The following is a 24,464-nucleotide window of genomic DNA, read 5'->3' as shown; positions in this document are numbered from 1 at the left end:
GTATCCTTCCGTATCTCCTGTCGCCCGGTCTCACGGTTGTGATCAGTGAGTGCATAAGCGAGGACATCGGCCAAGAGCCGGGAACGGCCGGACGAGGATGCCCCAGTCCGCACCGAGTTGGCGCGGCGTTGAGCGGTCAGGCCCTGCCGAGGATGAGGTCCGCGGCGTGCCAGGCCATCGCCATGATGGGGCCGTTCAGGTTGCCCGAGATCATGGTGGGCAGCACCGAGCAGTCGACGATCCGCAGGTTGTCGAGGCCCCGCACGCGCAGTCGGGAGTCCACCACGTCGTCGTCTCCCGGGCCCATGGCGCAGGTGCCCATGGCGTGGTAGCCGCAGTAGCCGCCGCCCAGCGCCGCGTCGATGATCTCCTCGTCGGAGCCGACCTGGGGCCCGGGGAACGTCTCGGACGCCAGCCGTCCGGCGATCGGCTCCTGGGCGAAGTACTCCCGCATCCGGCGGAACAGGTCGACGCCGACGCGCCGGTCGTGCTCCGAGCCGAAGTAGTTGGGCTCGATGCGCAGCGGCGCGCCGGGGTCGGCGGAGGTGATGGCCACGCTGCCCTCCGCGGTCGGGCGGAGGATCTCGGCGACGACCGAGACCCCGGGCTGCCGCTCGACCGTGACCGTCTCACCTGCCCGGTAGGTGGCCACCGACCACGGCCCCATCAGCAGTTGGGCGTCCGGCCGGTCCAGCTCGGGCCGGGTCTTGAGGAAGGCGATCACGTCGTAGGCCGGCGCGGCCAGCGGTCCCTTGTGGTTGAGCAGGTAGCGCAGCGCGGTGACGCCCTGCCGCAGCGGCGTGGACAGCATGCGGTTGTAGCCGAGGTCGTCCTTCAGCCGGAACTTCAGCGCGAGGCACCGGTGCTCGCGCATTCTGGCGCCGACCATCGGCCGGTCCAGCCTGACCTCCACCCCGGCCGCCCGCAGCACCTCCGCCGGGCCGATGCCGGACGACTGCAGCAGCTTCGGCGTGCCCAGGCTGCCCAGGGACAGGACGACCTCCCGGGCGGCGCGATACTCGACCACGGCGCCGCCGGCGTCCCGGGCGGTGACCCCGACGACCTTGTCGCCGTCGAACAGCAACCCGGTGACCGTCGTCCCGGTCACGACGGTGAGGTTGCTCCGGTCGCGTACGGGGTGCAGGAAGGCCCGGGCCGCGCTGAACCGCCGGCCGTCCTTGATGGTCGCCATCGCGTGGCCGACGCGTTCGTCGTCGGACTCGTTGACGTCCGGCATCGGGGTCAGGCCGAGCGACGCACCGGAGGCGATCATCTCGTCGCACAGGGGATCGGGGTCGCGCGGAGGGGACACGTGCAGCGGGCCGCCCGCTCCGCGGGTCGCCGTGGCGCCGAGGGCGTTGTCCTCCATCGCCCGGAAGATCGGCAGGATCGTGTCCCAGCCCCAGCCGGGATTGCCGAGCCGTACGAGCTCGTCGTAGTCGGCGCGGTGGCCGCGGTTGTACACCATGCCGTTGATGGAGCTCGACCCGCCGAGAACCCGGCCGCGCGGCCATATCTCGGCCTGCCCGTCGGGACCGAACGGCTGTGTCCGGTAGTGCCAGACCTTCCGCGGATCGTCGAAGAGCTTCCCGAACCCCTTGGGCACCTGGTAGAGCGGGTGGCGGTCGGCGCCGCCCGCCTCGACGAGCAGCACGCGGACGGACGGATCCTCCGACAGCCGGTTGGCCAGGACGCATCCGGCCGACCCGGCCCCGATCACCAAATAGTCGATCATTCCCTCATCTTGCCCACGCCGCTCCGGCGAGGGTAGGCCTCACGCGGCCCGGGCGACGGGTAGCTCGAAGGTGACGGTGTCGGGGACCGCGGTGTAGAGCCGCCAGCTCAGGTGGTCGCGCTGGGAGACGACGGTGACGTGCAGGCCGCGGCCCGCCAGCCAGAGGGCCAGGTCGGCGAAGTAGCCGTCCCCCGACCCGATGACCGCCCGCTCGAACCGCAGGTCCACCCGGGCCGTACGAGCCGCCTCGTCAAGGGCGTGGTCGGCGCCGTCGGGTCCCGAGCGGGCCAGCAACTGCACCCCGCGCAGCGCGATCCCCACGGAAACGAGCGCGTTGTGGTTGACCGCCACGATGAACTGGTCCAGCGGCCCGACCGGCACCGTGTGCTGGTAGGCGCTCATCACCCGCCGTACGTCGTGGGTGGTCGGGAGGGGGGACCCGGTCAGGTTCTCGATGTCCAGGAGATGGATCGCGCGCCCGCGACGCAGTGACCTGAGGCGTGTGATGGGAGTGCTCACGATCCTTGCTCCCTTCCATGTCAACTCCTGGCGTCCATTAGAGCATGTGTTGACACAATCAACCAGTACTTGGCGCGACGTTGCCCATGTCCTAGGCATCGGATATGGTCCGGTCTGATCGGAGAACTGGCGGGAGGCGGAGCGGCGTGCGGCGAGACGTACACGTCACCGCGGCGGACATCGCCCGTCTGGCCGGCGTGGGACGTGCGGCGGTCAGCAACTGGCGGCGCAGGCACGACGACTTCCCCGAGCCCGTGGGAGGCACGTCCACCAGTCCGGCGTTCTCACTCGCGGAGATCCGGGAGTGGCTGCGCGGCCACGCCGAGGGCAGGGACCTCCCCCCGGACGAGTGGCTCTGGCAGGACCTGCGCACCACCGTCGACGACGACGACCTCGCCGACCTGATCGCCGACCTCGGGGCCTTCCTGGTGTACGTGCGGCACGAGGCGGACGACTGGGACAGCCTCTCGGCCGGGACCGACGAGGAGGTGGCGCGGGAGCTTCCGGCCCGGGTGCGCGCGGCGTGCGCGAAGACCGTCAGCGCGCAGGCGTTCCCCGAGACCGTTCCGGCGACCCGCGTGCCGCTGGTCCGCTCGATCGCCCGGCTGGCCGCGGAACGAGGCGTCCGCGACACCTTCGAGTTCCTGCGCGAGCGGTACTTCGAGGTGCACACCCGGCGCGTCTACTCCACCCCCGCCGAGATCGTCACGCTCACGCTTGACCTCGTGGGCGACAGGTTCGGCTCCGTCCTCGACCCGGCCTGCGGCTCGGGCCGCATCCTCGGCCGCGCGCTGGAGCGCTCGCCCGGGGCCCGGCTGCTCGGCCAGGACGTCGATCCGGTGGCCGCCCGGCTCACCGCCGTACGGCTCGCGCTGCGCTGCGACAACGCACGGATCAGGCCGGGAGACTCCCTGCGCGCGGACGCCTTCCCCGGCGAACTGGTGGACGCGGTGGTGTGCAACCCGCCGTTCAACGACCGCAACTGGGGATACGAGGAGCTGACGGCCGACCCCCGGTGGGAGTACGGCCTGCCGCCACGGGTGGAGCCGGAGCTGGCCTGGGTGCAGCACGCGCTCGCCCACCTGGCGCCGGGAGGCGTGGCCGTGCTCCTCATGCCCCCGGCCGTCGCCAGCCGGAGGTCGGGCCGGCGGATCAGGTCCCAGCTGCTGCGGCGCGGCGCGTTGCGCGCGGTCATCACGCTCCCGCAGGGCGCCGTGCCCAACGTGGCGGTCGGCCTGACGCTGTGGATCCTGTGCCAGCCCGCCGAAGGCGGCACGCCCAGCCATGTGCTGATGGTCGACACCTCCGGCAGACCGGACGACTACGCCGGGGTGGCCGTCGAGGCGTGGCGGGAGTTCGGCGCGGGGCGCGAGCTGGACGAGCCGGGTGTGAGCAGGTCGGTGCCGCTCGTCGACCTGCTCGACGAGGACGTGGACCTCACACCCGCCCGCTACCTGTCCACGGCCGCCGACGACCTGTCACCGGAGCGGATCGCCGGAGCCCGTTCCCGGCTCGCCGAGGTGTTGCGGACCGTCTCCGGGCTGCTGCCGTCCGCCGTGGCGGCGCCGCCGGACGAGCTCGCCCTGGTCCCGCTGCCCGAGCTGGTGCGGCGCGGCATGCTCGTCCTGGAGCAGCAGACGCCGGCCCGGCCGGGGGAGGAACCCCCTCGGGGGGCGCCGGTGCTCACCGTCGAGGACGTGCTCGAAGACCGGCCCGCGTCGGGATCCTCTGAGCAGGCCGGGGCGAGGCCGATCGTCACGCGGCCCGGCGACGTCGTGGTGCCGCAGGTCGTGGCCGCCCCGGTCGCGCGGGTGCTGAGGAAGGGCGACGCCCTGCTCGGCCCCTATCTGTCCCTGCTGCGGCCGGATCCCGAGGTGCTCGACCCCGACTTCCTCGCCGGGTTCCTCTGCGCGTCGGTCAACGTCCGCCACTACACCTCCATGTCCTCGCGTTATCGGGTGGACGTACGTCGTGCGGAGCTGCCGCTGCTGCCGTTGGAGGAGCAACGCAGGTACGGCGAGGCGTTCCGGCGCCTGGCCGAGTTCCGGTCGGCCCTGCGCGAGGCGGCCGCGCTCGGCGAGGACCTGGCCGGTCTGGTGGCCGAGGGCCTCACCCACGGTGCGGTACGGCCGCACGAGTAGGGTCGGGTGCCGTGACCGGTGAACTGGAACATCTGGCCGCCCGGCTGCGCGAGTTCGTACGCGTGCGGGACTGGGAGAGGTTCCACACGCCCAAGAATCTCGCCATGGCCCTCGCCGGCGAGGTGGGGGAGCTGGTCGCGGAGTTCCAGTGGCTGACGGCCGAGGAGTCGGGCGAACTCGACGAGGAGGCGATGCGCAGAGTTCGCGCCGAGCTCGGGGACGTGACGTTGTATCTGGTCAGGCTGGCCGACGCGCTGGGCGTCGACCTCGCCGAGGCCGCGAACGCCAAGCTGGACGACAACGAGCGCCGGTACGACCCCGAGACCTATCGCGGTTCCGCCAGGAAGGCTCCTCCGCTGACCCCGTGACGACCCCGGCGTCGCCCGGTCAGAGCCAGGCGAGGAGCTGGAACCAGACGGACTTGCCGTACGGGGTGATGGCCCAGCCCCAGTGGTGGGAAAGGCCTGGACGATCGTGAGTCCCCGGCCGTGCAGGTCGAGTGCGCCGGTGGTCGGACGGCGCAGCCGGTGGTCGCTGCGCCGTCGGCAAACGCTTCCCGGTAGCGCTCGGTCGTCGACGACTGGCACGACTCGCCATCGCGCGGTGCCTAGGCGTCGAGATGCACCAACGGTGAGAGCCGGGTGGCTCAGTCTTCTTCCGCTGTCAGGTCGCCGGGCATGACCGTCGCGATGAGGCCCGCGACGAACTGGGGCACCTCCTCGGGGGCCAGCACCAGTCGCGGTTCGTTGCCGTCCGGGCCCTGGAATATCTCGACCGACCGCACCTCCCTGTGATCCGGCGCATCGGCGACTCCGATGATCGTCCAGTTCCTGTGCCGCGTATTGGCGAAGTGGCTGAATTTGCGTTCTGACCTGGCCACCCTTACTCCTGAAAGCGCGTTGTGATGCTCACGTACTGCCGTGATCGGTTGTTGACCGGCGCGGAAGCCGGAGCCGTCGGAGTGGTCTGCTTCGCGATCAATGCTTCGTAACTCTAGTCAGATCGATCACCGTGTCGTCCGGGATCACCCTGAGATTTCCCCTGACACACATCGATGAGTCCGGCGACCCAGGAGGTGAGGTGGTCAGGCCGCGGCCCTGGCGCGGGGAAGCCACTGGACGAGAGCGGCGATGGCCAGGGTGATGACGATGAGATAGACGAGTCCGTGCTGGAACGCCACGGTGACGCCGCCGGACAGGGCGCTGTAGAAGACGATGCCGATGATGCCGACGCCGAGGGCGCCGCCGACCTGCTGGGCGGTAGTGAGGGCGCCCGCGGCGCCGCCGGCGTGGTGCGGGGCGACCCTCGACAGGACGGTGCCCATGATGGGCGCCAGCACCAGCCCCATGCCGGCCCCGTCGACGGCCAGCACGGGCACCAGCCAGCCGATCGGCGCGTTTCCGGCGACCGCGGCCAGAAGGACGGTCAGGCTGATCGCCCTGGTCAGGCCGCCGAACGCGATGATCTGACGGCCGAAGCGCCCGGCCAGGCGCGGCGCCAGCAGCGACGCCGCGAGGTAGCCCGCGCCGATCGGCGTGAAGACCAGGCCGGCGTGCAGCGCGTCCAGGCCCCGGCCCTCCTGGGAGTACATCGCGAAGATCAAGAAGTACGCCGCCATGCCCATCGAGAACGCGAGGTTGGTGAGCAGCCCCGCCGTGACGGCGCGCTCACGGAACAGGGCGAGGTCGATCAGCGGCGAGTCGTGCCGCCGCCGGGCGTAGGCCAGCAGCAGCGCGACGGCCAGGGCGAACGACACCCAGGTCCACGCCGGCCACCCCTGCTCGCGGCCCTCGATCAGCGGCAGCAGCGTGGCCGCCAGCGCGAGCGTGACCAGGGCGGCCCCGCCGAGATCGAGCCGTACGGCACCGGCCGCGCGGCTCTCCGGAACCGTCCGCCAGGTCACCGCGAGAGCGGCGGCGCCGATCGGGACGTTGATCAGGAAGCAGGCCCGCCAGCCGAGCCCGAACAGGTCGGCCTGGATGAGCAGGCCTCCCACCAACTGGCCGAACACCGCCGCAAGCCCCATGGTCAGCGCGTACGCGTTGACGGCTCTGGCCTGGGCGGCGCCGCTGTAGGCGGTGCGGATGACGGCGAGCACCTGCGGGGCGAGGACGGCGGCCGCCGCCCCCTGGACGACGCGGGCGGCCACCAGCGAACCCGCGTCGGGGGCCAGCCCGCAGGCGACCGACGCGAGTGTGAACAGGGCGAGGCCGAGAGCGAACATCCGGCGCCGGCCGAACACGTCGCCGAGGCGTCCGCCCAGGACCAGCCCCGAGCCGTACGCCAGGGCGTATCCGGCGACCACCCATTCGACGGCGGCCGGTCCGGCGTGCAGATCCCGCTGCGTGGTGGGGATCGCCACGTTGACGATGAAGAAGTCGAGGATCGCGACGAAGACGCCGGTCAGCACGGTGGGGAGAGTCCCCGCGCGGGTCATTGGCACTCCCGAAATAGATAGAACGATCGGTATACGATGCGCCAATTAGATAGACTGGTTGATCTACTGTCAAGCCCGTGCCACAATCGTCGTGTGACGACGAGACCCGGCCCCCGCGAGCGGCTGCTCGACGCCGCCAGGGAGCTCACCTACAGCCAGGGTGTGCAGGTGGGCGTCGACGCGATCCTCAAGCGGGCCGATGTCGCGAGGCGCTCGCTCTACCAGCACTTCGGCGGCAAGGACGGCCTCGTGGCCGAGGTGCTGCGCAGCGACGGCGGCCTGGACCGCTACCGCCAGGTCATGAACGAGGCCGGGGACGATCCGCGCGAGCGGGTGCTGGCCGTGTTCGACGAGCTCGACGTGATCACCTCACGGCCGGCGTTCCGCGGGTGCCGGTACACGGCGGCCGAGCTCGCGCTCACCGACCCCGCGCATCCGGCGCACGCCGAGGTGCGGGCCTTCAAGGAGGGACTGCACCGGCTGATGGCGGCGGAACTGACCCGCCACGGGCACCCCGATCCCGACGCGGGCGCCGACCAGCTCCTCGTGCTCATCGACGGCGTGCTGGCTCACGCCGTCACTCGGCCCGGCGCCCGCCCCGCCCTGGCCGCGCGGGCCCTGGCGGAGGCCGTACTCGCAGCGCCGAAGTGATTCGCCTTGCCCAAATTTGACTGTTTCGGTCATCTCCTGGTTGACGATCCGCAAGGATGATCGCCAGGACGCCGCCCGGACGGAGGGCGGCGGTTGGGAAAGGACAACGTATGCGCAGGTCCGCGAGTACGGTCGTCGTCGCAGCGGCGCTGGCCGTCGGAGGGCTCGTCGCCAACCCGGCATACGCGATCTCCGCCGGCTACACCCCCGAAGGGGTGTGCGGCTCCGGCTTCAGCCAGGTCAAGCACGACGGCAGCCGGGCGGTGAAGACCGCTTCGGGGCAGGTCTTCGGGCGCGTCTACCTGCTCTACAACCGCTCGACCGGGCAGAACTGCGTCGTCACCATCAAGTCGGCGTACGTCGGCACGCCCACCAGGACCTCCGCCCAGCTCATGGTGCGACAGCCCAACGGGAGGACGGTCGAGAAGATCGACCACCTGAAGAAGTACAAGTACTACGCCGGCCCGGTGAAGCTGAACGCCAAGGGCAAGTGCGTGAAGTACTACGGCACGATCGCCGACACGCGCGTCGACGGGGAGATCGCGAGCGGTGGCCGCCTGTCGTGGGGCAACTGCAAGTGATCCCGGACATCCCCACCACGGCCCGGTAGGGCCGGACGCAGGCGCCGCCCGGCCGGCGTCGGGCGGCGCCTCCGGCGGACGGCCGCCGTACGGCACGCTCCCGGTGCGGGCAGGTCCCACCGGGAGCAGGCCCGGGCCCGCCTCTCTCGGATTCGCCGCCCCGCAGCCTGGTGAGCCTCCCCGCTGGACCCCCTAGCATCGGTGCGGCAGACCCGGATGCGAGGAGACGTACGTCCAGATGGGCGCCAATCACAGCCACGGCACGACCGCCCTGCCCGTTTCCCGCCGGACCGTGGTGGCGACGCTGGCCGTCATCGTTCCCGTCGCTCTGGTGACGGTGGCCGCCCTGATATGGCTGTGGCCGGGCGACGGCCGGCCATCGGGTTCGTCCTCGTCCTCGCTGCGGCAGGTCGACGGGACGATCGTCGAGATCGTCCCCGAACCGTGCCCCGCCGCACCGGACGAGCAGGCGGCCGGACCGGCCGCGGCGCCGGGCTCCGACGCCTGCGGGAACGTCCGGGTCACGATCACGAGCGGGTCCGAGGAGGGCCGGACCGTCACCACCGGCCTGCCCACCGGTCCCGGCGCGCAGCGGTTCGCGGTGGGTGAGGACGTCGTGCTGGTCCACGTGCCGGACGGCGCGCTCGACGCACCCGAGTATCTGCTGTCGGACCACGACCGGTCCGCTCCGCTGTGGCTGTTCGTCGCCGCGTTCGCCCTCGCGGTGGTCGCCTTCGGGCGCTGGCGCGGACTGACCGCGCTGGTCGGGCTGGCCGTGACCTTCGTCCTGCTGCTGACCTTCGTCGTCCCCGCGATCCTCGCCGGTGAGCCGCCCACCCTGGTGGCGATCGTGGGCTCTGCCGCGATCATGCTGGCGGTCCTCTACCTCACCCACGGCTTCACGATCGCGACCTCGATGGCGGTGCTGGGCACGCTGGTCAGCCTCACCCTCACCGGCCTGCTGTCCGCGTTCGCCATCGACGTCGCGCACCTCGCGGGGGTCACCGACGACAGCTCGTTCCTGCTCGACAGCAACTACCGGATCAACGGGCAGGGCCTGCTGCTCGCGGGGATCATCATCGGTGCGCTCGGCGTCCTCGACGACGTCACCGTGACCCAGGCCGCCACCGTGGGGGAACTGGCCGTGGCCAACCCCGGCTACACCTTCGGGCGCCTCTACCGCGCCGCCGCCCGCGTCGGCCGGGCCCACATCGCCTCCGTGATCAACACGATCGTCCTCGCGTACGCCGGGGCCGCGCTGCCGTTGCTGCTGCTGTTCAGCGTCGGCGACCAGCCGCTCGGAGACGTGCTGCGCAACCCCGTCCTCGCCCAGGAGATCATCCGCAGCATCGTCGGCACGCTGGGACTGATCGCGGCCGTCCCCGTGACCACCGCGCTGGCCGCCCTGGCGGCGCCCCGGCGGCCCTCCGGCGAGGAGCGGGAGGGCCACCGGCCCGCCGGTTTCGCGGCGGAAAAGGATTGGCCGGCCGAGTGGCACGTCCGATAGAACAGGCGCAGACCTACGACGACGAGAGGAGGGACGAGCCGATGTGTGCCAAGAACGTCGTGCCGGTTCCTTCCGGGGGTACGGCCGGACGCTGACCCCTGGGCGTGAGCGGGCACACCTCACCTGAGGAAGTGCAGTGAACCCCAACGATGTGATCACGCGCCCCGTCACGGGGCGCGAGGAGCTCGACCTTTTCCGCCGCCTGCCCTACCTGCTGAACGACGAGCTGGACGACGACCTCGCCTCCGGCCGCCGGCGGCCGGAGTGGATGTGGATGGCGCTGCGCGGCGATCGCCTCGTCGCCAGGCTGGCCTGGTGGGCCCCGCGCGCGGGCGAGGCGCCGGCGCTGCTGGACATCCTCGACCTCGACGACACCATGCCCGGACCGGCGAGCATCGAGGCCGGGGTCCGATTGTTCGAAACCGCGAGCGCCGCGGTGCTGCCGGCCGGCGTGCGCCCGCCGGAATACAACGCGTTCGTCCCCCCGCGATGGCGTGACGACGCCAAGGCGAGGCCAGCCGTCGAGAACCGCATGGCCGTGCTGGAGCGGACCGGCGCCCGGCTGCTCGTCGAACGGCTGCGGCTGGAGTGGCGTCCAGGCACTCCCATGGCGGCACCGAGCGGGCGGCTGACCTTCCGGCCCGTGGCCGGCAGGGAGGAACTGCTCGCCCTGATGACCCTCGTCCTCGACGGCACGCTCGACGCCCACGGCCGCGCCGACCTCACTCGAATGCCCGCCGAGCGGGCCGCGGCCCAGCACTACGACGACGAACTCGTCCACTACCCGAGCCCACGGGAATGGTGGCGGATCGGCATGTCACCCGAGGGCGAACCGGTGGGATTCGTCATCCCTGCCCGCAACGAATACAACCCGGTGATCGCGTACATCGGGGTCGTCCCGGCCCGCCGCGGCAACGGCTACATCGACGACCTGCTGGCCGAGGGAACCCGGATCCTCGCCGGGCAGGGCGTCCCGCGAATCCGCGCCGCCACGGATGTCGGGAACGTCCCGATGGCCCGGGCGTTCCTCCGTGCCGGATACGAGGTCATCGGCCAGCGGATCGACATGACCTGGAGTGAAGACGGGTCACGGTAGGGCGGTCGCTCCCGCGAGAGCGGCGGCGGACGAGAGTCGCGGTGGAGGACACACGCGGAAAATGGTTTGCGGCTCCTCCCGTCGTGCTCGCTAGGGTGACGCCCATGTGCTGCTTCGCATGCTTCACGAGGATCCGCCGCTCGTAGCGGCGGATCCCTTCCTCTTGTACGGCTCCGCCGCCATCGGTGTCCTCGCCGGTGCGGCGCTTCGCGCTGCCCGGCTCCGATCGCGCACTCGCGGAGCACTTCCATGGTTCATCAGAGCGGACGGCACGAGCTCGGCCAGAACTTCCTCGTCGACCGCACGGTCATCGCCCGCATCGGGGAACTCGTCGCCGGGACGACCGGTCCGATCGTCGAGGTCGGCGCGGGGGACGGGGCGCTGACGCTTCCCCTGAGCCGGTACGGCAGGCCGGTGACGGCGGTCGAGGTCGATTCCGGGCGGGCACGCCGGCTGGCCCGGCGCGTCCCGGCCAACGTCACCGTCGTCAACGCCGACATCCTGCGGTTTCGGTTGCCCCGGCACCCTCACGTGGTCGTCGGAAACCTGCCGTTTCACCTGACGACCTCGATCATGCGGCGGCTCCTCGCGGCCCCCGGCTGGAGGACGGCGGTGCTGCTGGTCCAGTGGGAGGTCGCCCGGCGTCGGGCCGGCGTCGGCGGCGCCAGCATGCTGACCGCGGCCTGGTGGCCGTGGTACGCGTTCGAGGTGCACGCGCGGGTGCCCGCTCGCTCGTTCCGGCCCGCCCCCTCGGTCGACGGCGGCCTGCTCACCATGACGCGCAGGGCCGTACCCCTCGTCGCCGAGCGGGGGCCGTACCAGGACCTCGTGCGCCGGGTCTTCACCGGGCGCGGGCGCGGCCTCACCGAGATCCTCGAACGCACGGGACACCTGGACCGCCAGGCCGTACGCGCCTGGGCGCGTGACGCGCGGGTGACGCCGCACGCGCTGCCCAAGGACCTGACCGCCGGACAGTGGGCGTCCCTCTGGCAGGAAGTGACGCGGCGCCGGCGGCCGGGCCTGTGATGATGTCCTTCTCACTCCTGGGGTCACCGTGGACGAAGGGACTCATCGTGAACGATCTGGTCGCCCGGCTGTGGCGGAGCATCGGCGGTTCGGTGCAGTGGCGACTGCTGTGGATCTCGCAGGCGAAGTTCATGGTCGGCGTGACGGGCATCGTTCGCGACGGAGACGGGCGGGTGCTGTTGCTCCGGCATCGGTTGTGGCCGGAAGGCCGGCAGTGGGGGCTGCCCACCGGCTGCGCCATCAAGGGGGAGACGTTCCAGGAGACGGTCGTCAGGGAGGTGCGGGAAGAGACCGGCTTGACGGTGCGTGTCGGTGAGCTCGTGCAGCTCAAGAGCGGCTACCGGCTGCGGGTCGAGGTGGCGTACGAGGCCGAGTTCGCGGGCGGCACGATGAGGATCGACCCCAAGGAGATCCTGGAGGCGCGGTGGTGCGCGCCGGACGACCTGCCGGAAGGGACGCTGGAGTCCCATCGGCTCCTGATCCTCGGCAAGGCCGGTTAGGCGGTCGCCGGACAGGCCGTCGACCGGCGACCTGTGGACCAGTGCGATGTGGCGGGGAGATTCGCCCGTTCTGTTCGCCGGTTGTCCACAGAGCGGCGTTCGGGTGGGACGGGCGGCGGCGGATTCGCGCAGGCTGTGGCCCTGCGGCAGTGCGAGGAGCGGTGGGTGCGGGGCCGGCTGCTCCTGCGGCACTTCCCGCGGCCGCTTCGGCGGTTGTAGGTGCAGCACGTCGCGGAGGAGGAGCCATGCGAATCACCTATCCCGTGCCCGCGCAGACCTCGTCGGTCTTCGTCGTCGCCACGGACCGTACGCCGACCGATCTCTCGTCGATCGTCCCCTGGCGGATGGGACCGTCCCATCGGCGCGCCGCCAGGGACGCCCTCGGCACGCCCCGGCTGACGCTGGAGGCGTTCCGGTCGGCGCGGTCCCCCTGGCGGCGGATGGATCTGAACGCCGAGGACCTCAGACGGGTGAGACGGGCCCGCCATCACGTGGTGGTGACGAGCACCGCTCCCGTCGAGGAACAACCCGAGGCCGCCCAGGTCGCCCGGGCGGCCGCGCGCGGGATCGCAGAGGCCTACCACGGCGGGTTGTACGACCCGCTCACGGGAGCGGCCGTCTACCACTGCGCCGAGTGCCCGGGGGAGCGGCGGGATTTCCACCTCGGCGACGACTGGCTGGGCTGGAGGGTGTCGTGCGCCGACGAGGAACACGCCTGTGCCCTCGGCCTCGGCGCTGCCGCACCTACGGGAGCCGATGTCGACGGGGGCTGCTCGTGCCTCGTCACGACCTCGCGCGGCCTGCGGCGTTTCGGTCTGCCGGAGATCACGCTGACCGGCCTCGCCTGCGCGCACAGCCTGTGCGCGGTCACGGTCCTGCGCACCGTGGCCGAGTCGCTGCTCGGGGGCCACCTCACCTGGCTGTCCACCGGCCTCCTGGCGCCCCGCCGCGCTGTCGCCCGCCGCCTCCGGGTGGCGGGGATGGACTACGCCGTGCTGTCGGGCGGAGCGGACCTGGAAAGCGGGCCCTTTCCCGTTCCCGGCGCCGAGTACGGGTCCCCGCCCGGTATGCCGGACGAGGAGAGCGGGCTCCTGCGCGTACGTCTCACGCCGGCCGCAGCCGCCCGTTCCTGTCTCAGGCTCCGCCTGCCGGGTGGCCACGACGGAAACCCCCATCCCCGTCATGCCCCGGGACTGTTGGTCGCCTGAGCCGGCTTCTGACGGCGTCTCGGAGCTCTCGGCCGCCCGGCTGCCGAGGGTCGCGGCGACCGGGCAGCGGAGCGGGAACGTTTGGGCGTCTATTGCACGTCTGTGAAGTGTGACCCTTTTCGCTGCTATCGACGACGAGATCCGGGACGCGCGGGACCGCGCCAGACGCCGGGACCAGCTCACCCGGCAGCGTGCCACTCTCCTGACTCAGATCGAGGAGGTCCGTGGCATGCTCGCGGACCTGGAGCGGCAGCTCGTCAAGGAGGATCGCGACGTCGCCAAGCTGGAACAGGGCGGTTTCACCGCCTTCCTGGCGGGTCTGACCGGAGGCAAGGAGGAGCGCCTGGCGCGGGAACGGGCCGAGGCGGCGGCGGCCCGCCAGCGGGTCACCGGTCAGCGCACCCGCCTGGAGTGGCTCAACGGCGACCTGCGTACGACCGACCAGGCCCTCGCGGAGCTCGGCAACCCGCATCACGAGCTGGAGGTGCTGCTCGCCCGCAAGGAACGGATGCTGGTCGAGTCGGGCGATCCACGCGGGCGGGAATTGGCCGACATCGCCGCACGGCTGTCGAACGTGAGCGCCGACCTGCGCGAGCACCAGGAGGCGCAGCAGGCCGGGGCCGCCGCGGGTCAGGCGGTCGGCTACGTCCTGCGGCATCTGGGCAGTGCCCGCGGCGCCTCGACGTGGGACATGTTCAGCAACGGCGGTGGGTTCGCCGACATGGTCGAGCACGGGCACCTGCGTCAGGCCGACGAGGCGGCCTGGCACGCGCAGGGCGCGCTCGACCGGTTCTCCCGCGAGCTGGCCGACATCGGCGTCAACGCCGCGCCCCAGTTGCCGAAGGTGGACACCCGCTGGTTCGCCGACGTCTTCTTCGACAACATCATCACCGACGCCATCAAGCACCAGCGGATCGCCCGTACGGCGGAGGCGGTGCGCGAGGTCGCCGAGTGGGTCGCGGCGATGGTCAATCAGGTTTCCGCCCGCTGTGGCGAGCTGACCCGTCAGCAGGAGTCCCTCGTCCGGCGGCGCGAGGAGGTCCTGAGCTCCTGACCGGTCCCCGCCCGTCAGGCCGGCCCCGAATACTGGGCTGATCGGGCGAGGCCGGCGAGCACGGCGAGGGTGCGTTCCTGCTCGCGCGCGTCACCGTACGGCGACGCCGCGAACTCGGTGACCCCCGCCTCGGCGAGCCGCCGGATCCGCCGGACGACCGCCTGTTCGTCGCCGGCGATCACGACGTCCTCCGGGCCGTCCACGCCCTCCCGGTCGAGCACGGCCCGATATTCGGGCACCTGGCCCGCCAGCCCGAACTCCCCGGCGATCCGCCGCCGGACGCCCTCTTCGTCGTCCGTCACGCAGACGATCAGCCCGGCGACGACGCGGGGGGAGGGGCGCCCGGCGGCGTGGGCCGCCCGCGTGACCGCCGGGACGATGTGACCGGCCAGGGTGCGGGGGCCGGTCATCCAGGTCACCACGCCGTCCGCGTGCTCGCCCGCCAGGCGCAGCATGGCGGGGCCGAGCGCGGCCAGCAGTACGGGCGGCGGCGCGGCGCCGGGAACGTTCACCGCGCCCTCCGCTGTCAACGTCTCGCCTCGATGGCTCACCTGCTCGCCCCTGAGCAGGGGACGGAGCACCGACAGGTATTCGCGCATCCGGGCGACGGGCCGTTCGGCGGAAAGGCCGAACATCGTCCGCGTCATCATCGCGATCCCCACGCCGATGCCGAGGGTGAGCCGGTTCCCGGTCGCCGCCTGGACGCTCAGGGCCTGGCTCGCCAGCATCAGCGGATGACGGGCGGGCACGGGAACCACAGAAGAGCCCAGCGCGATGCCCGGCACCTGGGCGCCCGCCACGGCCAGCGCGGTCAGCGCGTCCCACCCGAGCGCCTGGGCCGACCAGGCGGTGGCGAAACCGGCATCCGCCGCCGCGCGCACCTGGCCGGCGAACTCCTCGGCCGTCACGGCTCCACGTACCTCCCCGACGAGAACACCGATCCTCATCGGACACCTCACCTTCACGCCTCCAACGCGCGGGACAACCGCGAACGTGTGCTCCGCGCCGCCAGGGCCGCCTTCGCCGAGCATGGAGCCCAGGCGTCGCTCAACAAGATCGCGCAGAGCGCGGGGGTGGGCCCGGGCACGTTGTATCGCCATTTCCCCACCCTCGGAGCCCTGCTCGTGGCGATCATCGGGGACGACGTGGCGGCGCTGTGCGAGAAGGGACGTGACCTGCTCGACCACGTGTCGCCGGCGGAGGCACTGCGCACCTGGCTGCGGGCCGTGGCCGAGCACGCGACCGTGATGCGCGGCCTGGTGGCCGCCCGGATGGCCGTACCGCCCGCGCCGGACGCGGACGCGGCGCTCGCGGCGTGCCACGAGCGGATCCGGGCCACCGGCGCCGCCCTGCTCGAACGTGCGCAACGGGACGGCGCGGTGCCCGGCGACATCGAGATCGCCGATCTCCTCACGCTGGTCAACGCGATCGCGTGGGTCAGTGAGCAGGCCCCGTGTGACGAATATCTGCTTGACCGCCTCCTCGCTCTCGTGCGCGGAATGGAGTCACAGGCCCAGGAGGAGAAGACATGACGAGCAGAGTGACGGCGGTGAGCCGCAGCGCCACCCACACCTTCAGCAAGACCCCGCTGGAGTCGATCCGGCTGCTGGCCGGCCTGGGCGTCGAGGGGGACGCGCACGCCGGGGTGACCGTGAAGCACCGGTCGCGGGTCGCCCGCGATCCCAGTCAGCCGAACCTGCGCCAGGTGCACCTGGTCCACGCGGAGCTGCACGACGAACTGCGCGAGGCGGGCTTCGCCGTACGGGAGGGGGACATGGGGGAGAACGTCACCACCAGGGGCGTGGATCTGCTCGCGTTGCCCACCGGGACCCTGCTGCACCTCGGTGAGACGGCCGTCGTCGAGGTGACCGGCCTGCGCAACCCCTGCGTGCAACTCGACGGTTTCCAGCACGGGCTGATGAAGGCCGTGCTGGACCGGGACGAGGAGGGCAACCTGGTGCGCAAGGCCGGGGTCATGGGCATCGTCGTCGCGGGCGGCGAGGTCCGGCCCGGGGACCCGATACGGGTCGAGCCGCCGGCCGGGCCCCACCAGCCTCTCCGGCCGGTATGAGCGGTTAGGTGCGGACTCCCTCGCCGACCTGGAGCCGCTTAATCGCGACTTGGCGGCCGGGCGGATCGTCTGGTCACGGGCGCCGACGACCCCGCCCGCCCAGCGCGTCCAGAGCCGCCAGATCCTCGGCGGACAGGACGCCGTCGAGGGCGGACACGTTCTGTTCGCGCCACATGACCCGCTTGGTGCTGGGGATCGGCACCACCGGAACGCCCAGACGGGCCGACGGGTGCTCGCCCTGCTGGGCTCGATGACCGTGAGCGGTCTCGGCGGTGACTCCGACAGGGAAGACGACCACGTCTAGTCTCGAGCACACCGGCGAGCCAGTCGTACACGAACGCCGAGGTGAGGGCGACGTTGCCGAGCCCGCAGTGGCTGTCGGCCCCATCCGCGACCGTCAGGCGCCGGAACTCCTTGCGGGGCACGTTCACCCGCTCGTGGAACGCCCGGGCCTGGGCGCGCTGGACGGCGCTCTCGCCGTCCGCCGACAGCGTGAGAGTGGGCACGCGGATCCTCCCGACCAGGTCGCCCAGCGCGAAGGCGCGGCTGATCTCCAGGAACTCGGCGAAGGACGCGGCCCCCGTGGTCCACATCATGTAGTTGTCCATGGTCGCCTACAGCGCCCAGTCCAGTGCGGACACCCTCTGATACACCGCGTTCCAGAACTCCCCCGGAGCGTCCGGCGGCGGCGGGACGGGCAGTGCGGAGGTCAGGGCGTCCATGATCCCTTCGTGGAAATCGAGGATCGGCGCGTTCACCACGAGGGCGGCGATCCGGTCGTCGTGGGCGGCCGCGCGGAGCGAGGTACCCGCCGAAGCTCAGGCCGTACAGCGCGACGCGGTCGGCCCTGACCCCGGGCCGCGCGCGGACGTAGTCGACGACGGCCCCGAAGGGCACCTCGGCGTCCGCGCGGAAGACCTGATCGGGATGGTGGTGGAGGAACCCCCGCTGGCCCGGGCCGTGGAACAGCAGGACGTTGAGCCCGCGCGCGAGAGCGGCGGGCACCCCGGCGAGGAAGTACAACTCCTCACCGTGCCGGTCGCCCCCTCCCGAGATCACCACGGTCGGCCGTGGCCTGCCGTCGCCTCCTGCCGCGAAGAAGTAACCGCGGGGGCCTCCCGCGCGGGACTGTCGCGGCGTGCAACAGAGGGGGGCAGATGTCGCAGAGCCGGCAGGCGGAGCGGACCCGCGGGCTGATCCGCCAGGCGCTCGCCGAACTGGTGGAGGAGAAGGGGTTCGCCCGGGTGACCGTGGCCGACCACCCGAGCAGATGGCCACACGGTCGTGCGGTTCTTCAGCCAGGGCTGCTTCCAGGCCCTCGGGCTCGGCGATTACCCCGCGGCGACAGCAAAAGGGCAGGCCGCGGGGCTCGCGGCCTGCCCACCGGATCTCGGTTCACGCAGATGAGCCGATGTCGACGGCGTCCGGAACGCCGGGCTGGTGGCCGGCTGGTCGGCGTCGTCGCACCAGCATGCACGAGACGGCGCCGACCGCGATCACGGCGATGGGCAGTGCCAGGGCCGGCCGCATCGCCTGGACGAACCCGTGCTCGAACACCGACTCCGCCGTCTGGTGAATGTGCTGGGCGAGGCTCGCCGGCGTTCCCGGCGGCAGTTTCAGCGCCGCGCCGGTCTGCCCGGCGCCGACTTCCATGCCGCCCTTCCCGGCCTCGGCGAAGCCGGCCACGAACTGGTCGCGGACGCTCGCCGGAAGGTCGGCTGCCTGCTTGGCCGCCTCGGTGTGGAGTGAGGCGGCGAGGCGGCTCTGCAGCACCGCGCCGACCGCGGCGCTGCCGCAGATCGTACCGATCTGCCGGATCGTGTTCAGCACCCCGGAGGCGGCCCCGGCCAGCCTGGGCTCCACGTTGTGCATCGCGACCGTGACCATCGGGCCGAACACACAGCCGATGCCGAACCCGGCTACGATCAGGGCGGGCTGGAACTCCCACCACGCGCGGCGGACATCGGTGACCCAGGTGAGCCAGGCCATGCCGGCCGCGAACAGGATCAGGCCGGTCATCAGGATCCACGTGCCGCCGATCCGGTCCGACATCCGGCCCGCGACCGGCGACAGGAGCGCCGATACCACCATCGCCGGCGCCATCACCAGACCGGCCTTGAACGCGCTGAAGTGCAGCACCGACTGCAGGTAGATCATCACCGGCAGGAACAGGCCGATCATCCCGACCTGGACGGTCGCGGACACGAAACTCATGACCGCGTAGCTGCGGTCACGGAAGAGCACGAAGGGCAGCAACGGTTCGTCGCCCTGCCGGCTGCGCTGGTAGGCCAAGAACGCCGCCAGCAACAGCGCGGCCCCGCCCAGCAACGCCCAGATTCCGGCGCTCCAGTCATACCGCTCACCCTCGGTGAGCGCGAAGGTCAGGCAGAACAGCGTCGCCGTGGCGAGCACGACGCCTGGCATGTCCAGCTTGCGGCGGCCGCCGTGCCGGACGTCAGGCACGAGCACGACGGCCATCGCGAGCACGACCGCGCCGATCGGGACGTTCAGGAAGAAGATCCAGCGCCAGTCGGTCGCGCTGACGAGAAACCCGCCGAGTGTGGGCCCGGCGATCGTGGCCACGCCCGCGACCGCGCCCCAGACGCCGAGCGCCGCGCCCCGGCGCTCGGCCGGGAACGTGCCGATGATGATCGTCATCGTCTGCGGCGCCAGCGCCGCGGCGCCCAGCCCCTGCACAACGCGGGCGGTGATGAGCTGGGCCGGATCCTGCGACAGGCCGCAGAGCACGGACGCCACCGTGAACAGCGCGACGCCCCCGATGAACATGGTGCGTGGCCCGCGTACATCGCCCAGTCGCCCGGAGGTGATCAGCAACGCGGCGAGGACGAGGATGTAGACATTGATCACCCACAGCATCTCGTCGAGCGACGCGTGCAGCTTGTCGATCATGCTGGGGATCGCGACATTGACGACCGTGATGTCCAGCAGCGTCATGAAGAATCCCAGACTGAGGGTCAGCAGCACCACCCAAGGGTTGCCCCGCCATCTGCTCATTGGTATCTCTCCGCGTGATTCTCGAATCGCCGGCCGGACGACAGGCAGATGTCAGCTCTTGGTGGGGGCCTGAAGGCTCCACAGCCGCCCGTCGGGATCACGGACGGTCATCTCCCGGGTCCCGTAGTGGGTGTCCTCGAACGGGGTGACCACCTCGACGATCGGGTCGGGACGGAGCCGGTCCGCATCAACCACCTTTAGCGCGACTTGCAGCCCGGGCTCTCGGTCCTCGGGAACCTCAACGACGACGAGATAAGGCCCCTCGCCGTTGCGGAACACACCGGAGCCCTCGCCGTTGGAGATCTCCAGCTCGAAACCCAGTGCCTGGAAGAACTTCGCGGTCTTCCCCCAGTTGTGGGTCTCCACGAAAACCGCCTCGAACCCCTCGGTCGCCATGTCACGACTCCTTTCCGGATGGTTGCCGTCGCTCCCCGTGGGCGCAGCGATGCTAGCATCCTAGCAAGCTAACCCGAAGAGAAGGAGCAGACGCGATGCTCGGCCGGCTGAGGCATGATGCTAGCATGCTAGTCTGCTAGCATGGGCAACCCGGAAGTCAAGCAATTCAACGTCTACCTGCCGGTGGACCTCATCCGGCAGGTCAAGCACCACGCCATCGAGAACGAGCTGTCGCTCTCAGCCCTGGTGGCCGAGGCGTTGCGCGCGTATCTCACCGCCCCCGAGAAGGAATCTCGAAGGGAAAGCGGGCATGACGGCTGACGGCATCGAAGGCGGCCGAGTTCTCGCAGGCTCTGGACTACGACGTCGAGCTCACGACCGAGGACGGCTTGGGCGGGAACGGAGTCGTCCGGTGAGCTCCGCACTCCAGAGGTCGCGGGCAGCGGGGTTCGTCAGGTGTCGTCACAGTGCCGGTGCGACTTCGGCGTAGCGCGGCTGATCGCGAGAAGTTCGTCGAAGTCGACCGCGACGCCTTGCAGGAGTACGTCGACGACGTGGGCGGCGAGCTCGACGGGGAATCGGGAATCGCCGAACATGTTGCCCTGGAACACCACGGACGCCAGCATGTCGACGACGAGGTCGGCATCGAGGCCGGGCCGCAAATGCCCGCGGTCGATCGCGCGCGCCACCGTCGCGGCCACCGCGTCGCGGGCAGGCTGGATGAGCGTCGACGTCAGGTGCTGCCGAAGCCCGGGATCGGCCGAGCAGTCGGCCATCAGGGGGGCGAGCACACCCGGCGGCACCCGCCGCAGCAACGCGTCGGCCAGCGACTCGAGACTGACGATGAGATCACACCTGGTGCAGCCGGTGTCCGGCACTGGCGGCGTGACCAGCACGGTGACCAGCGCGCAGATGATGAGCTGCTGCCGCTTCGGCCAGCGTCGCAGTATGGACGGTTTGGTCGTGCCGGCCCTGGTGGCGACCGCTTCCAGGCTGAAGCCCGAATAGCCGCTCTCCCTCAACACCTCGAGGGTCGCCTCGAGGACGGCCCGGTCGATCGCCGGATCCCTGGGCCGACCGGTTGCAGGGCGCTCGCGCGATGCCATGCCGGAAAGCATACGGGCGCGTGACTTGTGGTTTCAGTCCCCTGGAGATCCATGGGCTACTTACAATACGATCCGTAAAGTAATGGAACTATCCCTGAGGATGAGCAAGCCTCCGATGACGGAAATCCGAGAAGACGCGCAATCCCCTGTCGCCCGCGACCTGGGCAACTGGACGACGCTGCTGAGACCACCGCACCTGGCGGTGACGACCGTGCTCGCGGGCGGCACCGCCCTGCACGCGATCAACATCTACCTGGTCACCGCGATGCTGCCGTCGGTAGTGGCAGACCTCGGCGGTCTCCGCTTCTACGCGTGGAACACGACGTTGTTCATGTTCGCCTCCGTGGTGATGTCCGCGTTGGTGCCGAAGTGCCTCGCCTCGTTCGGTCCGCGCAACTCCTACCGGCTCGCGTTTGCCGCGTTCGCCCTCGGCACGTTCGCGTGCGCGGCGGCTCCCGACATGGCCGTGCTGCTCGTCGGCCGCACCGTGCAAGGCGTCGGCGGCGGGCTGCTGGTCGGCCTGTCCTACGCCATGATCAGCGCGACGCTGCCTGCTCCGCTGTGGACTCGTGCGGCCGGGATCCTGTCCGCGATGTGGGGCGTCGGCACGCTCGTCGGCCCCGCGCTCGGCGGCGCCTTCGCCCAGTGGGGGCAGTGGCGGATCGCCTTCCTGCTCCTCGTGCCCTTCGCCATCGCGGTGGCCCTGCTGCTTCGGTCGACGATGCCGGGTGCCCGGGCGGGCAACGAAACAGCGCCGGTGGCGTACGGGAACCTCGCGCTCGTCGCCGCCGCGGTGCTGGCTGTGAGCGTGACGAGCCTGTCCCGCCAGGCTTTGGTCAACTTCGGCGGACTCGTCGCCGCCGCGCTGCTGCTCGGGCTGTTCATTCATCGCGAGCGGACCCGCTCGCGGCGGCTGCTGCCCCCGACGGCCTTCACGCCCGGTTCGCCGCTGCGACTGTTGTACGCGACGCTCGCGGTGTTGGTCGTCGCCAGCACCACCGAGATCTTCGTGCCGTTCTACGGCCAGGAGTTGGGTGGCGCCGCCCCTCTGGCGGCGGGTTTCCTCGGGGCGGCGATCGCGGCGGGCTGGACGGTGGGCTCGATGGCCAGCGCCGCGTGGACGGACAAGGCACGGCTGCTCGTCGGTATCGGACCGGTGGTCAGCGCCGTCGGACTGACCGGCATGGCGGTGATGTCGTGGCCGTCGGCCTCGCTCGTGACGGTCCTCCTATGGGCGGTGCTGCTGTTCGTCGCGGGCAGCGGAGTAGGCATCGCGTGGCCGCACATGAGCGCGGCCGCCATGACCGTCGGTGAGACCCCGCAGGAGAAGAACACCGCCGCCTCGTCCATCACGACCGTCCAGTTGGTGGCCACGTCGCTGGGCGCGGCTCTGGCCGGAACGGTCACCAATCTGACCGGAGTCGGCGGAAACGCGACCGAGATCGGTCATTCCGCACAGTGGTTGTACGGAACGTTCGCCGTCATCGTCCTCTGTGGAGTGTTGTTCGCGCACCGCGTCATCGGGGAACGCAGCAGGAAGCACACGGAAGCCGAGTCATGACGAGACGGGTTGCGGCGAGGCCTGGGGGTCTAGGGCGCCCACCCGCCGTCGCCTGCCGGCGGGTTGCCTGCTCGCGGTCGCCTACGTCGCCTTGCCAGGGGTTGCCTACCCGCGGTCCTGTGACGCCGCGTTGATCACGTCGTCGAGGACGCCACGCGAGTTGACCAGCTCCGTGATCATGCGGTCGATGCGCTCCCGCTCCGCGACCAGGTCGGCGACCAGCCGAGGGGTGGCGATCGCGGAGGGGCCGCCGTCGGCGTCGCGCATGCAGGGCAGCAACTGCGCGATCTTCTTGCTGTGCAGGCCCGCCGCGAACAGCTCCTGGATCCGGATGACGCGGTCGACCGCCTGCTCGGGAAACTCCCGCTGGCCACCGGGCGTACGCTCGGCCACCAGCAGCCCCTGCTGCTCGTAGTAGCGCAACGACCGCTCGCTCACTCCGGTGCGCCGCGCCAGCTCGCCGATGCGCATCACGTCACCCCCTGCGGACTTGAACTTGACATCAATGTTAGCTTCTACCGTCGGGGGCATGGAGAACACGCTCTTCGACTACAGCCCGATCACCGAACGCCCGGCGATCAGCTGGCCCGGCGGCGCCAGGGTCGCCGTCTACATCGGCCTCAACGTCGAGCACTTCCTGGTCGACCGCCCGTCCACCAGCATCTGGGCCGGTACGGCCGACCTCGTCCCTGACGCCCTCAACTACGGCTGGCGCGATTACGGGGCCAGGGTCGGCATCTGGCGGGTCGCCGACATCCTGGACCGGCACGGCATCAGGGCCAGCGTCCTGCTCAACTCCGCCGTCGCCGAGCACTACCCGCAGATCATCAAGGCCGGCCTCGACCGCGACTGGGCCTGGCTCCTGCACGGCCGGACCAACTCGATCCTGCACGCCGGCTTGTCCCTGGAGGAGGAACGCCGTCTCCTCACGGAGATGGCCGGCACCGTCGCCGAGGCCACCGGCCGGCGGCCGCGTGGTTGGATGGGCCCCGGCCTGACCGAGACCTTCAACACGCCGGCCCTGCTCGCCGAGCTGGGATTCGGCTACGTGCTGGACTGGACCAACGACGACCAGCCCTACCCGTTGAACGTCCCCGGGATGATCAGCGTCCCTTACTCGGTCGAGCTCAACGACCTGCTCCTGTTCGACAGGGGCGTCACGGGGCCGGAGTTCGTCCAGATCGTCAGGGACCAGTACGAGCAGTTGCACGCCGACGCCGCACACAGCGGCAGGGTCATGGCGCTGGCCCTGCACCCCTTCGTCATCGGCCAGGCGTTCCGGGCCAAGTATCTCGATCAGGCGCTGGCCTTCCTCGCCGCGCAGCCCGACGTCTGGCTCACCACCAGCGACGAGATCGCCGCGCACTACCAGCGCACGGTCCAACAGCGGGCGGTCTAACAGCGCACGGGCGGCCGCCCCGCGTGAGGGGCTCGGCAGGGACGCGCCGGTCCGGCCGACGGCCGGCCGGGCGCCCTCTCGTGGACCGGTCTCAGTGGATGTGGCCCGGCTCGTCGTGATCGTGATCGTGGTCGTGTTCGTCCTCGTCCTCCAGGACGCCCTCTGACGGCTCCACGCCGAGCATCGCCTCCCGCGGCTCGACCTCGGCGACGTGCTCGACCAGGCCGAGCACGTGGTCGGGCTCGATCAGCCACTGCAGGGCCGCCGCGCCCGTCTCGTCGGAGTTGACCAGCTCGATCTGCTCCTGCCGCTCGGCGTCGTCCAGCTCGGCCTGGGGGTCGCGGATCTCGGCGAGCGCCGCCGCCTGCAGCGCGTCGACATCGAGGACCTCGACCACCAGGTCGACGGTGAGCCGCAGGTAGCGACCGGTGTCCGTTCCATCGCTCATGGTGGTGATCCTA

At 71.0% G+C, this 24,464-nt stretch carries 27 protein-coding genes; 16 read left to right on the top strand and 11 right to left on the bottom strand.

The features are described 5' to 3' along the window. Positions 1 to 136 precede the first annotated feature (136 nt). On the bottom strand, positions 137 to 1,735 hold the full coding sequence (locus tag Msi02_RS09325) for a GMC family oxidoreductase (RefSeq protein WP_204047955.1): 1,599 nt from the start codon (positions 1,733 to 1,735) through the stop codon (positions 137 to 139). A gap of 39 nt (positions 1,736 to 1,774) precedes the next feature. Then, positions 1,775 to 2,254: a PIN domain-containing protein gene (locus Msi02_RS09320; RefSeq protein WP_204047954.1), complete on the bottom strand. Its 480-nt coding sequence runs from the start codon at positions 2,252 to 2,254 to the stop codon at positions 1,775 to 1,777. A 146-nt stretch (positions 2,255 to 2,400) separates the two neighbouring features. Here Msi02_RS09320 and Msi02_RS09315 point away from each other — a divergent pair, with 146 nt between their 5' ends. Beyond that, entirely contained in the window at positions 2,401 to 4,395 is a 1,995-nt protein-coding gene (locus Msi02_RS09315) for an N-6 DNA methylase (RefSeq protein WP_239108252.1), read from the top strand. Between the two features lie 11 nt (positions 4,396 to 4,406). Continuing rightward, a complete protein-coding gene (locus Msi02_RS09310) occupies positions 4,407 to 4,763 on the top strand; it encodes a nucleotide pyrophosphohydrolase (protein ID WP_204047952.1) in 357 nt (118 codons plus the stop codon). Between the two features lie 278 nt (positions 4,764 to 5,041). Here the strand turns inward: Msi02_RS09310 and Msi02_RS09305 are convergent, their stop codons facing one another. Further along, a complete protein-coding gene (locus Msi02_RS09305; protein ID WP_204047951.1) occupies positions 5,042 to 5,275 on the bottom strand; it encodes a hypothetical protein in 234 nt (77 codons plus the stop codon). A gap of 204 nt (positions 5,276 to 5,479) precedes the next feature. Further along, positions 5,480 to 6,832, bottom strand: coding sequence for an MFS transporter (locus Msi02_RS09300; protein ID WP_204047950.1), 1,353 nt, complete (start codon positions 6,830 to 6,832; stop codon positions 5,480 to 5,482). Between the two features lie 93 nt (positions 6,833 to 6,925). Between Msi02_RS09300 and Msi02_RS09295 the strand changes: the two genes are divergently transcribed. The 8 genes from Msi02_RS09295 to Msi02_RS09260 all read left to right on the top strand — a co-directional run bounded on the left by Msi02_RS09295 (position 6,926) and on the right by Msi02_RS09260 (position 14,455). Continuing rightward, positions 6,926 to 7,483, top strand: coding sequence for a TetR/AcrR family transcriptional regulator (locus Msi02_RS09295; protein ID WP_204047949.1), 558 nt, complete (start codon positions 6,926 to 6,928; stop codon positions 7,481 to 7,483). A gap of 110 nt (positions 7,484 to 7,593) precedes the next feature. Continuing rightward, complete coding sequence (locus tag Msi02_RS09290) at positions 7,594 to 8,064, top strand: hypothetical protein (protein ID WP_204047948.1); 471 nt, start codon at positions 7,594 to 7,596, stop codon at positions 8,062 to 8,064. 238 nt (positions 8,065 to 8,302) lie between these two features. Next, on the top strand, positions 8,303 to 9,571 hold the full coding sequence (locus Msi02_RS09285) for a YibE/F family protein (RefSeq protein ID WP_204047947.1): 1,269 nt from the start codon (positions 8,303 to 8,305) through the stop codon (positions 9,569 to 9,571). Between the two features lie 136 nt (positions 9,572 to 9,707). Continuing rightward, the gene (locus tag Msi02_RS09280; protein ID WP_204047946.1) at positions 9,708 to 10,667 is read left to right on the top strand and encodes a GNAT family N-acetyltransferase; all 960 of its coding nucleotides are present in this window, start codon (positions 9,708 to 9,710) and stop codon (positions 10,665 to 10,667) included. A gap of 249 nt (positions 10,668 to 10,916) precedes the next feature. Further along, positions 10,917 to 11,693, top strand: a complete 777-nt coding sequence (erm, locus tag Msi02_RS09275; RefSeq protein WP_204047945.1) for a 23S ribosomal RNA methyltransferase Erm — start codon at positions 10,917 to 10,919, stop codon at positions 11,691 to 11,693. 47 nt (positions 11,694 to 11,740) lie between these two features. After that, complete coding sequence (locus Msi02_RS09270; RefSeq protein WP_204047944.1) at positions 11,741 to 12,193, top strand: NUDIX domain-containing protein; 453 nt, start codon at positions 11,741 to 11,743, stop codon at positions 12,191 to 12,193. A gap of 245 nt (positions 12,194 to 12,438) precedes the next feature. Next, positions 12,439 to 13,401: a hypothetical protein gene (locus Msi02_RS09265; protein WP_204047943.1), complete on the top strand. Its 963-nt coding sequence runs from the start codon at positions 12,439 to 12,441 to the stop codon at positions 13,399 to 13,401. Positions 13,402 to 13,510: 109 nt separating this feature from the next. Then, positions 13,511 to 14,455: a hypothetical protein gene (locus tag Msi02_RS09260; protein ID WP_204047942.1), complete on the top strand. Its 945-nt coding sequence runs from the start codon at positions 13,511 to 13,513 to the stop codon at positions 14,453 to 14,455. A 14-nt stretch (positions 14,456 to 14,469) separates the two neighbouring features. Here Msi02_RS09260 and Msi02_RS09255 read toward each other — a convergent pair whose 3' ends face one another. After that, positions 14,470 to 15,402: a TIGR03564 family F420-dependent LLM class oxidoreductase gene (locus Msi02_RS09255; protein WP_204047941.1), complete on the bottom strand. Its 933-nt coding sequence runs from the start codon at positions 15,400 to 15,402 to the stop codon at positions 14,470 to 14,472. A 48-nt stretch (positions 15,403 to 15,450) separates the two neighbouring features. Between Msi02_RS09255 and Msi02_RS09250 the strand changes: the two genes are divergently transcribed. Together Msi02_RS09250 and Msi02_RS09245 are read left to right on the top strand one after the other, a co-directional pair. Continuing rightward, positions 15,451 to 15,987 (top strand): TetR/AcrR family transcriptional regulator, encoded by a 537-nt coding sequence (locus Msi02_RS09250; RefSeq protein ID WP_239108251.1) that lies wholly within the window; start codon positions 15,451 to 15,453, stop codon positions 15,985 to 15,987. Beyond that, positions 15,984 to 16,526, top strand: a complete 543-nt coding sequence (locus tag Msi02_RS09245; protein WP_204047940.1) for an MOSC domain-containing protein — start codon at positions 15,984 to 15,986, stop codon at positions 16,524 to 16,526. Before Msi02_RS09250 ends, Msi02_RS09245 begins: the two co-directional genes overlap by 4 nt. Before the next feature lie 73 nt (positions 16,527 to 16,599). Here Msi02_RS09245 and Msi02_RS09240 read toward each other — a convergent pair whose 3' ends face one another. Then, positions 16,600 to 16,824: a hypothetical protein gene (locus Msi02_RS09240; protein WP_204047939.1), complete on the bottom strand. Its 225-nt coding sequence runs from the start codon at positions 16,822 to 16,824 to the stop codon at positions 16,600 to 16,602. Between the two features lie 47 nt (positions 16,825 to 16,871). On the opposite strand from Msi02_RS09240, the gene Msi02_RS09235 reads away from it, so the two are divergent. Next, on the top strand, positions 16,872 to 17,126 hold the full coding sequence (locus Msi02_RS09235) for a hypothetical protein (RefSeq protein ID WP_204047938.1): 255 nt from the start codon (positions 16,872 to 16,874) through the stop codon (positions 17,124 to 17,126). Positions 17,127 to 17,921: 795 nt separating this feature from the next. On the opposite strand, the gene Msi02_RS09230 is transcribed toward Msi02_RS09235, so the two are convergent. Both Msi02_RS09230 and Msi02_RS09225 read right to left on the bottom strand, forming a co-directional pair. Continuing rightward, positions 17,922 to 19,541, bottom strand: a complete 1,620-nt coding sequence (locus Msi02_RS09230) for an MDR family MFS transporter (protein ID WP_204047937.1) — start codon at positions 19,539 to 19,541, stop codon at positions 17,922 to 17,924. 51 nt (positions 19,542 to 19,592) lie between these two features. Then, positions 19,593 to 19,937 carry a VOC family protein gene (locus Msi02_RS09225; RefSeq protein ID WP_204047936.1) on the bottom strand — a complete coding sequence of 115 codons (345 nt, stop codon included), beginning with the start codon at positions 19,935 to 19,937 and terminating at the stop codon, positions 19,593 to 19,595. Positions 19,938 to 20,078: 141 nt separating this feature from the next. Between Msi02_RS09225 and Msi02_RS09220 the strand changes: the two genes are divergently transcribed. Next, positions 20,079 to 20,258, top strand: coding sequence for a ribbon-helix-helix domain-containing protein (locus Msi02_RS09220; RefSeq protein ID WP_193206764.1), 180 nt, complete (start codon positions 20,079 to 20,081; stop codon positions 20,256 to 20,258). A gap of 131 nt (positions 20,259 to 20,389) precedes the next feature. Here Msi02_RS09220 and Msi02_RS09215 read toward each other — a convergent pair whose 3' ends face one another. Next, complete coding sequence (locus tag Msi02_RS09215) at positions 20,390 to 21,043, bottom strand: TetR/AcrR family transcriptional regulator (RefSeq protein ID WP_204047935.1); 654 nt, start codon at positions 21,041 to 21,043, stop codon at positions 20,390 to 20,392. A gap of 115 nt (positions 21,044 to 21,158) precedes the next feature. Here Msi02_RS09215 and Msi02_RS09210 point away from each other — a divergent pair, with 115 nt between their 5' ends. Beyond that, positions 21,159 to 22,604: an MFS transporter gene (locus Msi02_RS09210; RefSeq protein WP_204047934.1), complete on the top strand. Its 1,446-nt coding sequence runs from the start codon at positions 21,159 to 21,161 to the stop codon at positions 22,602 to 22,604. 105 nt (positions 22,605 to 22,709) lie between these two features. Here Msi02_RS09210 and Msi02_RS09205 read toward each other — a convergent pair whose 3' ends face one another. Further along, on the bottom strand, positions 22,710 to 23,075 hold the full coding sequence (locus tag Msi02_RS09205) for a MerR family transcriptional regulator (protein WP_204047933.1): 366 nt from the start codon (positions 23,073 to 23,075) through the stop codon (positions 22,710 to 22,712). A 58-nt stretch (positions 23,076 to 23,133) separates the two neighbouring features. Here Msi02_RS09205 and Msi02_RS09200 point away from each other — a divergent pair, with 58 nt between their 5' ends. Next, a complete protein-coding gene (locus tag Msi02_RS09200; protein ID WP_204047932.1) occupies positions 23,134 to 24,003 on the top strand; it encodes a polysaccharide deacetylase family protein in 870 nt (289 codons plus the stop codon). A 91-nt stretch (positions 24,004 to 24,094) separates the two neighbouring features. Here Msi02_RS09200 and Msi02_RS09195 read toward each other — a convergent pair whose 3' ends face one another. Next, positions 24,095 to 24,451, bottom strand: a complete 357-nt coding sequence (locus Msi02_RS09195; protein WP_204047931.1) for a hypothetical protein — start codon at positions 24,449 to 24,451, stop codon at positions 24,095 to 24,097. Positions 24,452 to 24,464: the final 13 nt, after the last annotated feature.

Source organism: Microbispora siamensis (assembly GCF_016863095.1).
GTDB classification, from domain to species: Bacteria; Actinomycetota; Actinomycetes; order Streptosporangiales; family Streptosporangiaceae; genus Microbispora; species Microbispora siamensis.
This window is presented reverse-complemented; position numbering and strand designations above follow the sequence as displayed.